Origin of the sequence: Corynebacterium mastitidis DSM 44356, from assembly GCF_000375365.1 — a bacterium.
Lineage (GTDB): Bacteria > Actinomycetota > Actinomycetes > Mycobacteriales > Mycobacteriaceae > Corynebacterium > Corynebacterium mastitidis.
The window spans coordinates 182,114-195,127 of record NZ_AQXB01000002.1; the positions used below are offsets into that span (position 1 = coordinate 182,114).

Below are 13,014 nucleotides of genomic sequence, written 5' to 3' on the forward strand. Positions count from 1 at the left end.
CGGTGTAGAGGACATGGAGGCAACGGGCGCGCGGCGCGCGCCGCATCGCGGCGGGCCGAGCGGCGCGGGAGACGAGGCCGAGGAACTCGCCGCCGCTATCCTCGCCGGGGAGGCTCCCGCCTTTGATCCCTACACGGGCGCCCGGCCCGGCACCGGCGGACCGCCCTCGCCGGGGGCGCGCGCGGGGCTCGAGGCGCCGCGCTACTGCCAGATCTGCGGGCGGCGCATGGTGGTGCAGATCCTCCCCCACGGGTGGCGTGCGCGCTGCTCGCGGCACGGCGCGGTGGAGTCCCGCTGGCTGGAGCGCTGAGGGGTTATGCCTATGCCTGCGGCCCGGCGTGGCGGACCATCTCCTCCCACTCCACGATCTTCTTGCGCTCGCGGCCCTCGGCCTCGCCCAGGGCGCGCTCGGCGGCGTCCAGGCGGTGCCAGCCCTCCCAGGTGGTCACCGCGATGCCCTTGTCCTCGAGGAAGTCCAGGGCGGCCTCCGGGGTGGCCTTCTCCGCCTCGGGGGCCTCGAGGGAACCGGCGGAGTAGTCCGCCAGCAGCATCTCGATGGTCTCCTTGGCGTCGGACTTGGTGTTGCCGATCAGCCCCACCGGGCCGCGCTTGATCCAGCCGGTGGCGTACAGGCCGGGCACTGGGGAGCCCCCGGGGGCGTCGAGCACGTGGCCGCCGTCGTTGGGGATCACGGCCTTGGCGGCGTCGAAGGGCACCCCGGCCACCTCGTCGGAGCGGTAGCCCACGGCGCGGTACACCGCCTGCACGGGCCAGGTGGTGAACTTTCCGGTGCCGCGCACCCCGCCGTTGCCGTCCAGCTCGGTGCGCTCCGTCTTGATGGCCGCCACGTGGCCGTCCTCCCCGATGATCTCCACGGGGGACTCAAAGAAGTGGATGTAGAGCTTGTGCGGCGCGCCCTTGGGATCGCGCATGGCGTACTGCTCCAGGGTCTGGCACACCAGGTCGGTGGACTTGGAGGCGCGGCGGGCCTCCTCGGAGGCGGCGTCGTAGTCGATGTCCTCCGGGTTGACGATGACCTCGATGGTGGGGGAGTGGTCCAGCTCCTTGAGCTCCAGGGGGGTGAACTTGGCCTGGGCGGGGCCCCGGCGGCCAAACACGTGCACCTCCTGGGCGGCGTTGGCGGACAGGCCGTCAAAGACGTTGTCCGGGATCTCGGTGACGTGCAGCTCGTCGCCGGTCTTGGCCAGCACGCGGGCGATGTCCAGGCCCACGTTGCCCACGCCCACCACCGCCACGGAGGGGGCCGTGAGGTTCCAGTCGCGGCTAAAGTCCGGGTTGCCGTCGTAAAAGCCCACGAACTGCCCCGCGCCGTAGGACTCGGGGAGGTCGGAGCCGGGGATGGGGAGGTCGCGGTCGCCGGTGGCGCCGGTGGAGAACACCACGGCGTCGTAGTACTCCTGCAGCTCCTCCACGGTGACGTCCTTGCCCACCTCGACGTTGCCCAGCAGGCGAATCTCGGGCTTGTCCAGCACGTTGTGCAGGGACTTCACGATGCCCTTGATGCGCGGATGATCGGGGGCCACGCCGTAGCGGATGAGGCCAAAGGGCGCGGGCATCCGCTCGTAGAGGTCGATCTGCACGTCCTGATCGGACTTCACCAGCAGATCGGAGGCGTAAATGCCGGCGGGGCCGGCGCCCACCACGGCAACGCGAAGGGGACGGGACATGTGGCTGTTCCTTATCTATTCCGAGAGCAGATACCTAACTCGGCATAGTCTACTGAGCGGGATCGGGGGCGGGAAGGGCGCGGGGTTGCCGCGTGGTCGCCGGGGTCCGGCCGTGGGTTTTCCGCAGGTTCCGCGCGGGGTGGCCAGCGGCGGGGGTACGGGGGCATTTCACCCCGTCATTTCCTCGTATCGAGGGTGCAGAGCCGGTAAAATCGGGCGGGTCAACGCTGTTGGTGCGCGGGTGAAAATAATCCGCTCCGCAAGAAAGGTCGTCCATGGCGCATTCTCGTTCCTTCCTGCTGACCGCAATCAATTGCATCTTCGAGGGGGTGGACGAGGAATCCTGGGCGCGCGACCTCGGCCTGCGCCTCCTGCCGGTGTCCGCCGACACTGCCGACGCCGCCCCCACGGTGGCCGGGGTGCTCGCCAGTGCGCCCCTGAGCCAGGGCGAGGCGCTGCTGCTCGGCACCGGCAACCACCTCTTTGACGCCCAGGTGGCCGCCGCCCTCGGCGTGCCGTTGCTGGCGCTCGTCGGCGGTTCCTCGGACTCCGCAGCCTCCGCAACCTCCGCCGCTTCCCCCGCGCGCGTGGACCTCGCCGTGGCGCAGATGAAGGACGCGGGCGCCGTGGTGGCGGCCTCGGGCACGGCTCGGGAGCTGCGGGCGCTGGGGGAGATCACCGCCAGCGCGCAGCCCGTCATGTCCCCCGAGGTCTTTGAGTCCTGGTTGCTGGACAAGGCGGCCGCGGCCAAGGCCCGCATCGTGCTGCCGGAGGGGGAGGATGACCGCATCCTCCAGGCCGCGCACGCCCTGCTGGCCCGCGAGGTGGCGGAGCTGACCATCCTGGGCAAGCCGGAGGAGATCGCCGCCCGCGCCGAGGCGCTGGGCCTGGATCTTTCGGCGGCCACGCTGGTGGATCACGAGAACGACCCGCGCGCCGAGGAGTTCGCGGAGCAGTTCGCGCAGTTGCGCAAGGCCAAGGGGGTGACCCTGGAGCAGGCCCGCGAGACGATGCGCGACATCTCCTACTTTGCCACCATGATGGTGCACACCGGGCAGGCGGACGGCATGGTCTCCGGCGCGGCCCACACCACCGCCCACACCATCAAGCCCGCCTTCCAGATCATCAAGACCGCCCCCGGCGCCTCCGTGGTGTCCTCCATCTTCCTCATGGTGATGCCGGGGCGCCTCTGGGCCTTCGGCGACTGCGCGGTCAACCCCAACCCCACCGCCGAGCAGCTCGGTGAGATCGCCGTGGTCTCGGCGGAGACGGCCGCGCAGTTCGGCATCGACCCCCGGGTGGCGGTGCTCTCCTACTCCACCGGCACCTCCGGCAGCGGCCCCGACGTGGACCGCGCCGTGTCCGCCACCGAGCGCGCCCGCGCCCAGGCGCCGCAGCTCAAGGTGGACGGGCCGCTGCAGTTCGACGCCGCCGTGGACGCCTCCGTGGCGGCGAAGAAGATGCCAGACTCCCCGGTGGCGGGCCGGGCCAACGTCTTCGTGTTCCCCGACCTGGAGGCCGGCAACATCGCCTACAAGACCGCCCAGCGCACCGCCGGCGCGCTGGCGGTGGGGCCGATCCTGCAGGGGCTGAACAAGCCCATCAACGACCTTTCGCGCGGGGCCACCGTGGCGGACATCGTGAACACCGTGGCCATCACGGCCATCCAGGCGGGAGGAAAATAATGTCCTTTGCACTTGTGCTCAACTCCGGCTCCTCCTCCATCAAGTTCCAGCTCGTGGACCCCGCCAACGGGGCCACGCAGCCGCCCTTTGTCAGCGGCCTGGTGGAGCAGATCGGGGAGCCCTCCGGCAGGATCACCCTGAAGCACCAGGGGAACAAGCACGAGGTGGAGGAGGAGATACCGGACCACTCCACCGGCCTTAAGCGCGTGTTCGCCCTCATGGACGAGCACGGCTGCGGCCCCACCCAGGTGGAGGTGATCGCCGTGGGGCACCGCGTGGTTCACGGCGGCATCCTCTTTTCCGCCCCGGAGCTGATTACGGACGAGATCGTGGGGATGATCCGCGACCTCATCCCCCTGGCACCCCTGCACAACCCGGCCAACGTGGACGGCATCGAGGTGGCCCGCGCCCTGCTCCCGGACATCCCCCACGTGGCGGTGTTCGATACCGGCTTCTTCCACACCCTGCCGCCCGCCGCCGCGCTGTACGCCATCAACAAGGACGTGGCCCTGGACAACGGCGTGCGCCGCTACGGCTTCCACGGCACCAGCCACGAGTACGTCTCCCAGCAGGTGCCCGAGCTGCTGGGGCTGCCCGCCGAGGCCGTCAACCAGATCACCCTGCACCTGGGCAACGGCGCCTCGGCGGCCGCCATCCGGGGAGGGCGCGCGGTGGACACCTCGATGGGGCTGACCCCGCTGGCCGGGCTGGCGATGGGCACGCGCTCGGGAGACATCGACCCAGGCATCGTGTTCCACCTGCACCGGCAGGCGGGCATGAGCATCGACGAGATCGACCAGCTCCTGAACAAGCAGTCCGGCGTCAAGGGTCTCTCCGGGGTCAACGACTTCCGCGCCCTGCGCTCCATGATCGAGGCGGAGGACGAGGACGCCTGGCTGGCCTACAACATCTACATCCACCAGCTACGCAGGTACATCGGCTCCTACATGATCGCCCTGGGGCGCGTGAACGCCATCACCTTCACCGCCGGGGTGGGGGAGAACGACGCCGCCGTGCGCGCCGACGCCCTCGCCGGGCTGGAGGCCTACGGGATCAAGGTGGACCCGGAGCGCAACGCCCGGCCCAACGAGGGGGCCAGGGAGATCTCCACGGAGGACTCCGCGATCAAGGTGTTCGTGGTGCCCACCAACGAGGAGCTGGCCATCGCGCGCTACGCCGTGGCCTTCGCCTAGGGTGAGGGGCGAGCGGCGCGGCGGGAGGGGCGGCGTCGATAGCACGAGCGGTGGGGAGGCGTTATCCTGGGCGGGCACATCGTTCCCCACCCCCAGGAGCCTCGCACCGTGGCAGACCTCGCCTACACACCGCAACCATCCCCGCACCTCGCGGCCCCGGGAATGGGCACCATGCACTCCGACGCGCAATCCTCGGACGCCACCCCGCTGCCGGGGCCGGGGGCGCGCCCCTGGAAGGTCTCCACGGTGGACCTCGGCGGAGCCTGCCCCACCGTGCTGTGCGGCGCCGACGGCCTGGTGCAGGTGCTCATGACGCAGCGCATCGGCTCCGGGCTGACCTTCCTGCGCCCCAAGGTGGTGGTGCTCGACCCCGCCAGCGGCGCCGTGCTGGGGGAGCTGGAGATCGCCAAGGGCGCGCTGCTCGGCGGCGTGTATGCCTTCCTGGACTCCTCGGACCGCATGGTGCTCGTGGACGGCACCAACACGCTCATGCGCATCGCCCACGACCCCACGGGCGGCAGCCTGTGGGTGGAGGAGCGCCTGGACCTCACCCGATTCCTGGGCCGCCGCGAGGGTGACCAGGTGGTGGGCCTGGTGCCGGACTGGCGCGGCCGCGTGTGGGTGGCCTCCGGGCAGGGGCAGGTGGCCGTGATCGACGAGTCCACCCACAGCCTCCACGCCATAACCCTCGGGGAGGACGAGCGCATCGATAACTCCATCTCCGCGGCCCCCGAGGGCGTGAGCGTGATTACCTCCCGGGCCATCTACCTCCTGGACGCCCAGCCGGGGCAGGCCCCGCAGGTGGTGTGGCGTCGGGAGTACGACGCCGGCTCCGCCCGCAAGCCGGGGCAGCTCGCCTGGGGCTCCGGGGCCTCCCCCACCTTCTTTGGCCCCGGCGGCAGCGACTACCTCATGCTCAGCGACAACGCCGACGAGCAGGAAAAGCTCATCGTCTACCGCACCGCCACCGGCGAGAAGGTGGGCGAGGCAGGGCTGTTTACCCCCGGCGCCTCCGGCACGGAGAACTCCATGATCGGCGTGGGCTCCACCGTCATCGGGGCCTCCACCTACGGCTACCCCTACCCGCGCTACCCGGAGAACGCCGGGGAGTCCGTGCCTAAGGAGGCGCCCTTCGCGCCGGGCCTGGAGCGCTGGGACGTGACCGATTCCGGCCTGGTCAACGTGTGGAAGCGTGACGACGTCTACTCCGCCGCCGTGCCCCGGCTTTCCTGCCCGGACGGCCTGGTGTACACCTGCGAGCGCCGCCCCGGCGTGCTGGGCAACGGCGTGAAGGTGCACGCCGTGGCCATCGACGCCGCCACCGGGGAGACCGTCTATGAGCAGGAGCTGCCCGGCCTGGTGACGGTCTTTGGCGTGGACACCCTCCAGATGGTGGGAACCATCAGCCCCGGCGAGGTGTGGTGGCAGGGCACCATCGGCGGCGTGATTCGGATCTCGGCGGCCTAAGGAATAAGGAGAGGCAGATGGATCGACGGAGCTTTTTGAAGATCGGCTCCCTCGCCGTGGCCGTGGGGGCGGTCACCGTGGTGCCCGGCGTGGGCAGCGCGGGCAGGGGCGTGGCGACGGCGGCCGAGGAATCCGGCGCGGCGGGTGCGGCTGCGGGCGGGCTGCGGCTGGAACTCGCCGCCGAGCCCACCGCCGAGGGCGGGGTGCTCACCCTGCTGCGGCTGCACAACGGCACCGACGCCGCCGTGGAAGAGGGCACGGAGCTGTACTTCGCGGCGCGCGTTCTCGACGGCGCGGGGCTCGTGGGCGCGGCGGCGGCCTGGGAGCCCGAGCGGTCCTCCGGCCAGCCGGGCGAGGGCCGCTGGGCGGTGGCGCTCCCGGAGGAGGTGGCCCCGGGCGGCAGCGCGGAGGTACCGCTGCTGTGGACCGGCGGCGGGGCGGGCGGCCTGGGCAGCAGCGGGGCGGGCGCGGACCGGGTGCAGGTGTTCGCCAGCCTGGTACTCAGCGAGGAGCCCTACCACGAGGTACAGTCCCCCGAGGTGCTGGTGGAGGGCTGAGGGGCGGGCACCGATGAGGGGCCTTCCGGTGCCTTCGGATTCGCGTGGGCCTAGGTGGTCTCCCTCGGCCACTCGGTGGTGAGATAGGCCTCCACCGCCTGGTTGTGAAAGGTATAGGGTCTGCCCCGCCTGATGATGCCGCGGACTATGTCAAGCCGCTGCGCCGCCGTTCCTAATTTCGAGGAGGGGCTTATCCCGGCGGTGTGCGCGATGGTGCTGAGGGTGCGTTCTGCGGGGTCGAGTTCTCCCATGACCTCGACGAGCAGCCGCTCCTGCTCGGGGAGCCGATCGAGGATATTGGCCACGTGGGACTCCGCCTCGTCGCGGACGGCCTGCCACCCCGCCAGCACGTCCTCGCGCGTGATGGTATCGGTGCTTCCGGCACGCCATGCGGAATCGCCGGCGAGCTGGAAGAGGAAAGGCTCCCCCTTGCTGAGGTCGATGATCGCGTCGCGGGCATCCTGATCCATGTACACGCTTTTCACTCCGCCCTCCCCGTCGCCTACCTCCCATCCCTGGTTGACGAGGGGAGCGAGGGCCTGCTCCATCTCCGAGGTGGTGACCGAGCTGAGCAGCGTTGACTTGAACCGGCGGGTGAAGGTTGCGCCCTTCTGGGAGCGCGCCATTCTCTCGAAGTCCGGGAGGCCGGAAAGATACACCGCGATGGGAAGGTATCGAGTGATCTCGCGGTTGCCCGGAGCCGAGACCGTCACCTCCTTAGTCAGGGCGTCGCCCAGGGAGATGAGGAGCTGCGAGAGGATCGCCTCGTCGGTGATGTTCTGGATCTCGTCGATGCAGATGAGCACCATCACGTTTCTCTCGATGGCCACGCGCCCGATTTCCACCAGGAGGTCGGTGAGCGCGACGTAGGCGTCCTCGCCCTCGGGGTGGGAGAGGGACACGGAGACGCCAAGCACGGCGATGCTGCGCACGCGATCGAGCAGGGACGCCAGGCCCTTTTCCACCCTGGTGGAAAGCCCCGCCTGGTCCGCGATGGTGAGCAGCGCCTTGGCCACCCGCTTCAGGGCGTCCGTGGAGGGAGGTATGCGGAGCTGGTCGGTGACCCAGTCGCCCTGTTTCCTCGCCTCCCTCGATATGAGGTTGACCAGGGAGGATTTTCCCACGCCCGGCTCTCCGAGGATGGTGCGCCCGCGCTCGGAGAGCCCGGCGATGCGGCGCGGGCGCACGATGCGGGTCCAATCGTTGATCTCCTGATCGCGTCCGGCCCAAATTGTGGGGACAACGTCCGAGCCCGGGCTAAACGGCGAGTCGGTCACGCCTCTCATGCTTGTTAAATTTAACAGCGATATGAGCCGTTGTTAAATTTAACAACGCCGTACCGCGCGGCGAGCAGGCGGCGAGAACGCGGCTAGAACCACGTCACCGGGCGCACCTGGTTGGCCATGTCCACCAGGTCGTAGCGGTGCCGGGGGAAGGGGGCGTTGCGGGCCTGGCGGCGCAGGGCGTCGGCCAGGGCGTAGCGCAGCCCGCGCTGGGTAAAGGGGTAGTCGAAGAGGTCGTTGGGGGAGGCCGCCCCGCGTAGCCCGGACTCCCGCAGGAACCTCAGTCCGGCGGAGAGCACGGCCGTCTTGATTTGGAGAAAGCGCGGCTCGTTGGTGGGGATCTCCTCCAGGCGGCGCGCGGCCCGGCGGATGCGGGATTCGCTGAGGTCGCCGGAGATGAACTGCAGGATGTTGGTCAGCTGCGCCATGCGGTGGTGCCGGGACGCCTGGGGCACCTTGTCTAGGGCCTGCACGGCCAGTTCGAGCTGGTTTTCCGCCATGAGCTGGCGGGCCAGGCCGAAGGCGGAGGAGACCGTGGCGGGGTTGGTCACCCACACCAGGCTGTACAGGCGGATGGCGTGGAAACGCAGCAGCAGGGGGTCCTGGGTCAGGTGCGTCCAGTCCCGGGCGATGCGGGCGAAGAAGTCCCTGGCCAGCTCCTCAAAGTTCGAGCCGGAGGAGGTGATGGCCCGGGCGGCCTCCTCGGGCAGGAGGGTCTGGTCTGTGTAGCCGAGGTCCTGGAGGATGAGCTCGTCCACGGCGGCCAGGGCGAGCTTGGGGGCAGCCTCGCCGGGCAGGATGCGCAGCACGTTGTAGAAGTGCTGCTGGGCCTGCCGGTAGTCCTCCATGAGCAGGTAGGTGGTGGCGGAGTACCACTGGTAGCGCCAGTCGTGCCCCAGGCGGTATTCCAGGGAGGAGAGCCAGGACCGGGCCTGCCCGGTAAAGCCGAGGTCGAGCATGGCGCGCACCACCCCGAAGGGGATCTCGGCGGACTTCTCGTACTCCGGGGTGTTCATCGCCTGGTGCAGCGTCTCCAGGGCCTCCTCCGGCTCGGTGTAGGAGAACCCGGAGAGCATGCCCGCGCCCACGTCGTCCCGGTCCACCAGGGGCACCGGCAGCGCCTGCATGACCTCCCCGGAGGTGATGCGCACGGTGCGGTCGATGCCGTCGATGAGCTGGTCGGTGCGGAACACCAGGTGCTTGGTGCCAAAGGTGCGGCGCTGCGGGGAGAACAGGGAGTGCTGGGAGGGGAACTGCCGGTTATCGCGCAGCGCGATGACCTCGCGCAGCACCCCGTAGAGCTGGCTGCGCAGCGCGGCGAGGCTGCCGAAGCGCTCCTCCGGGTTCGGGTTGGTGGCGCGCACCAGCAGCCGGTAAAAGCTCAGGTAGCGGCGAAGCTGCGGCTCGTCGGTGGGGGAGGGGATGCCCGGGTCCAAGGCGCCGTCGGTGGTGGGCATGGCAAGCGTGAGGGCGGCCAGCGTGCGGCCCACGGTGTAGATGTCGCTGGCCACGCTGGGGCCTCGGGTGGGAACCTCCGGGGCCTGGTAGCCGCGCGTGCCGTAGATGTACCCGTAGGCCTCGATGCCGGAGACCGCGCCCAGGTCGATGAGCTTGACCTGGTCCTCGGTGGCGATGATGTTCTCCGGCTTGAGGTCGTTGTACACCACTCCCCGGGAGTGCAGGTATTCCAGGGCGGGGAGGATCTCCAGGATGTAGGCGATGGCGACGTCGATGGGCAGCCTGCCGCTGGGGTAGGAGCGCATGCGGTCGCGCAGGCTGGGCCCGCCCACGTACTCCATGACGATGAACCCCCCGGGCACCCGGGGATCGTCGATGAAGTTAAAGATCTTCACGATGCCGGGGTGGGTGATGTCCGCCAGGAACTCGCGCTCGGCCTCCGCCGCGCCGGCGTCGTGCGCCTCCTTCTCCGCCTGCATGCCCTTGAGCACCACCAGGCGCTCGGAGACGTTGCGGTCCTCCGCGAGGTAGATCCACCCCATGCCGCCGTGGGCGATGACGCCGAGCACCTCGTACTGTTCCGCCACGATGTCCCCACGGGAGAGCTGCGGCTGCGCCACCTTCTTCTCGGCGGGGTCGCGCAGCGCCTGCTCCGGGGGGACGAGGTTGATAAACGGCAGGGTGACCATGCCGTCGGCCACGGTGCGGTCGGTGCGCCGCTCGGCGCGGCGGCGCCGGAACGTGCTCAGGGCCTCCCGCCGTGCCCGCTCCGAGGCGTCCATCCGGGCGGCGGCGTCGCGCAGCGAGCCCATGTCGTCGATCAGGGCGGCGATGCCCCCGATCTCGGCTCCCTCGGTGTCCTCGTCGTCGGCAAAGGGATCGAAGGGCACGGCGGCGGTGGCGGGCTCCTCGTCCTCGTCCGCGAAGGGGTCAAAGGGCACGGCCTCCGTGGCGGGGCCCTCGGGGTCGGTGGCCTCCGCGCTGTGCTCCGCGCCGGTGGGCTCCTCCTCGTACAGGTGGGCCTCGTCGTCGCGGGGGACGTCCTCGCGGGGGTACTCCTCGCGCTCACTCATCGGCTTCCTCCTCGCGGTATTGCAGCGGCGGCGGCCCGGCGCTGCGCAGGTAGGGGCCGAACCAGGCGTCGTACATCCGCCACCAGGTGCCGTCCGAGCGGATGCGCTCCAGGGTGGAGTTCACCTGGCGCACCAGCCCGGGGCTGCCGCCCTCCTCCGGGCGCGCCATCGCCACCCCGTAGTGCTCCTCGGAGAGGGAGGGGCCCACGATGCGGGTGAACTGGTCCTGGGCGGCGATGCCGGAAAGCAGGGCGTCGTCCGCCAGGATGGCCTCCGCCTGGTGCTGCTGCAGCGCCACCAGGCAATCGGACCAGCTTCGGGTCTTGAGGATGGAGGAGTCCGGGGCCTGGGCGCGGGTCTCGCGCAGCCCCGTGGAGCCGTCCGCCACGCACACGGTGCGCCCGCCGAGGTCGTCGAGGGACTCCACGCCCGAGCCGGTGGTGACCAGCAGCCGCTTGTCCGTGGTGAGGTACGGGGTGGAAAAGGCTACCGTCTGCTGGCGCTCCTCGGTGATGCTCATGGTGCGGATCACCGCGTCCACGGCGCCCTTGTTCAGGGAGTCCAGGCTATCGGCGGACTCCATGAAGCGGAACTCCACCCTGGCGGGGTCGCCAAAGATGTCCCGGGCTATCTCGCGCGCCAGGTCCACCTCGAAGCCGCGCAGGTCCCCGGTGCCGGGGTCGCGGTAGCTGATGCGGTAGAGGGACTGATCCACGCCCACCACCAGGCGCCCGCGCTCGAGGATCTCCGGCACGCGCTCCTTCGCCGTGGCGGCGTCGGGGCGCAGGGAGCCCGCCGCGCTGTAGCTCTCGCCGGGCTCGGCCCGCTGCTCGCCCGGGCGCTCCAGCACCGCCCCCGCGGGCAGCGGCGGGCCGTAGGTGAGCGCGGCGGCGGGGGCGCTGTCCTGCTGCTGCGGCTGGTGGCGCATGGCGCGCTCCGCCAGCGGGGACGAGCACGAGGCCAGCAGCGCGGCGGCCCCCAGCGCGGCCAGCGCGCGCAGCGTTCTCGACGCCCCCGGTGCGGCGCCGGGGCGGGGCGGGCGGAACGTGCGGGGCGGGATCATAGGTACTCCTGGAGGCGGGGACGGATGCCCAGCACCACGGCCACCACGGAGCTCAAGGCGAGCAGGAGCACCGCCAGGGACACCAGCGCGGTGGCGCCGAGGCCGTCGCGGATGAAGGAGCGCATGGTGGAGCGGGACTGCGAGATCAGGTCGCTCAGCGCGCCGTCGAGGCTGGCGAAGGCCTCCGCCGTGGTGCGGTCCTGCGGCCCCTGCGCGGACACGTCCGTGGTCAGGTGCATGGCGGTGGAGAACTCCCCCGAGCGCAGGGCCGCCACCAGGTCCTCGTGGGCCTCCTCCCACTGCCGCAGCGCCGCGCGCGCCTCGCCCAGCGCCTCGGGCGCGGGGGCCTTGCCCTCGGAGTGCGCCCGCTCGACGTCGTCGAGCGCGGAGCTTAGCGCCCGGGTGGTCTCCTCGAAGGAGCTGTTCGTGGCCTCGATGCTCTGGCGGCGCACCAGCGCCAGCGTCTCCGTGGTGCGCGCCTGCTGGGCGAGGATGCGCGAGGTGGTCAGCGAGTCCCAGGGCAGCGCGGCCCGCTCGAAGCTGCGGTTGCCGGCCTGCCAGGTGGCAAAGTTGGAGCCGGAGACCCACAGGATCGCCACCAGCATCATGCCCGTGGCCGCAAGGAACCCCTTGTTGAGGCGGCGGCGCGTGATGCGCCACAGCCACCACTGGGCGATGAGCAGGAAGATCACCGCCGCGAGGAGCCCGGACAGCGGCACCCACTGGGGCCGCATGGCCTGGTACTGCTGCGCGGAGACGCTGTGGCTGGTGTGATCGAAGAGGGCCGAGGCGTCCTCCAGGATCTCGTTGCGCATGAGGGAGGAGGCGGCCGCCATGTAGGACACGCTCACGGGGTTGCCCTGCCGGTTGTTGGCCCGCGAGGTCTCCACCAGCCCCGCGTACACCGGGAGCTGGCGCTGCACCCGGGCGATCAGCTCCGAGGCGGCGGAGTCCGCGTCCCCGATGCCCGCCGCCACCTCGGAGGCGGCCTGGGAGGCGCGGTCGAGCGCCTGGTAGTACACGCTTAAGGATTCCTCCGGCACCACCCCGGACTGCACCATGCCGGTGGTGGCCATCGTGTCCGCCAGGGACAGCGACGTATAGAGATTGTGCGCCGCGTAGCTGGTGGGCTCGGTGGTATCGAGCATCTCCGTGAGGGACCGCTGCCGGGCCGCGGAGGAGTCGCTCATGGAGTAACCGGCGGCGAAGAGCGCGGTGGCCAGGATGATCGTCAGGGTGACCATCTTGCCCGGGGTGGTGGAGACGAAGCGCCAGATCACCCGCACCCGGTACAGCGGCCCGGAGGAGGCGGTGACCCACAGCGTCTTGAGGGAGCTGCGCGGGGCGGAGTCCTCCTCCTCCACCCGATCCAGCCAGTGGTCCTCCGTGTCGTGCGGAAGCTCGGAGGCGTTGAGCAGGGGGGCCTTTCGCCGCACCCGGGTGTGCTCCCACGGGTGGCGTAACCGCTGGCGTAGGTTTCCCTTGGGGGAGTGTCCCTCATCACCAGTCATTTCTTTAGGATAACGCGACCACCCGTGCTCTGGCTA

At 70.5% G+C, this 13,014-nt stretch carries 10 protein-coding genes; 5 read left to right on the top strand and 5 right to left on the bottom strand.

Annotation, left to right across the window (positions count from 1 at the left end; translation table 11 throughout):
- The first annotated feature begins 13 nt into the window (after positions 1–13).
- The gene (gene bsaP / locus B140_RS11790; RefSeq protein WP_018117909.1) at positions 14–310 is read left to right on the top strand and encodes a biotin synthase auxiliary protein BsaP; all 297 of its coding nucleotides are present in this window, start codon (positions 14–16) and stop codon (positions 308–310) included.
- A gap of 10 nt (positions 311–320) precedes the next feature.
- Here the strand turns inward: bsaP and B140_RS0103200 are convergent, their stop codons facing one another.
- Positions 321–1,688: an FAD-dependent oxidoreductase gene (locus B140_RS0103200; RefSeq protein WP_018117910.1), complete on the bottom strand. Its 1,368-nt coding sequence runs from the start codon at positions 1,686–1,688 to the stop codon at positions 321–323.
- Positions 1,689–1,963: 275 nt separating this feature from the next.
- On the opposite strand from B140_RS0103200, the gene pta reads away from it, so the two are divergent.
- The 4 genes from pta (at position 1,964) to B140_RS0103220 (ending at position 6,590) form a co-directional block, all read left to right on the top strand.
- Positions 1,964–3,373, top strand: coding sequence for a phosphate acetyltransferase (gene pta, locus B140_RS0103205; protein WP_018117911.1), 1,410 nt, complete (start codon positions 1,964–1,966; stop codon positions 3,371–3,373).
- The gene (locus B140_RS0103210; RefSeq protein ID WP_018117912.1) at positions 3,373–4,566 is read left to right on the top strand and encodes an acetate kinase; all 1,194 of its coding nucleotides are present in this window, start codon (positions 3,373–3,375) and stop codon (positions 4,564–4,566) included. The genes pta and B140_RS0103210 overlap by 1 nt, the downstream gene beginning before the upstream one ends.
- A 108-nt stretch (positions 4,567–4,674) precedes the next feature.
- Complete coding sequence (locus B140_RS0103215) at positions 4,675–6,033, top strand: NHL repeat-containing protein (RefSeq protein ID WP_026165938.1); 1,359 nt, start codon at positions 4,675–4,677, stop codon at positions 6,031–6,033.
- Between the two features lie 17 nt (positions 6,034–6,050).
- The gene (locus tag B140_RS0103220) at positions 6,051–6,590 is read left to right on the top strand and encodes a hypothetical protein (RefSeq protein ID WP_156801636.1); all 540 of its coding nucleotides are present in this window, start codon (positions 6,051–6,053) and stop codon (positions 6,588–6,590) included.
- A gap of 50 nt (positions 6,591–6,640) precedes the next feature.
- Here B140_RS0103220 and B140_RS0103225 read toward each other — a convergent pair whose 3' ends face one another.
- The 4 genes from B140_RS0103225 to B140_RS0103240 form a co-directional block, all read right to left on the bottom strand.
- Entirely contained in the window at positions 6,641–7,876 is a 1,236-nt protein-coding gene (locus B140_RS0103225) for an AAA family ATPase (protein ID WP_026165939.1), read from the bottom strand.
- An 83-nt stretch (positions 7,877–7,959) separates the two neighbouring features.
- On the bottom strand, positions 7,960–10,404 hold the full coding sequence (locus tag B140_RS0103230) for a serine/threonine protein kinase (protein WP_018117916.1): 2,445 nt from the start codon (positions 10,402–10,404) through the stop codon (positions 7,960–7,962).
- A complete protein-coding gene (locus tag B140_RS0103235) occupies positions 10,397–11,467 on the bottom strand; it encodes a glutamate ABC transporter substrate-binding protein (RefSeq protein ID WP_018117917.1) in 1,071 nt (356 codons plus the stop codon). The genes B140_RS0103230 and B140_RS0103235 overlap by 8 nt, the downstream gene beginning before the upstream one ends.
- Positions 11,464–12,978: a hypothetical protein gene (locus B140_RS0103240; protein WP_040425890.1), complete on the bottom strand. Its 1,515-nt coding sequence runs from the start codon at positions 12,976–12,978 to the stop codon at positions 11,464–11,466. Before B140_RS0103240 ends, B140_RS0103235 begins: the two co-directional genes overlap by 4 nt.
- Between the last annotated feature and the right edge of the window lie 36 nt (positions 12,979–13,014).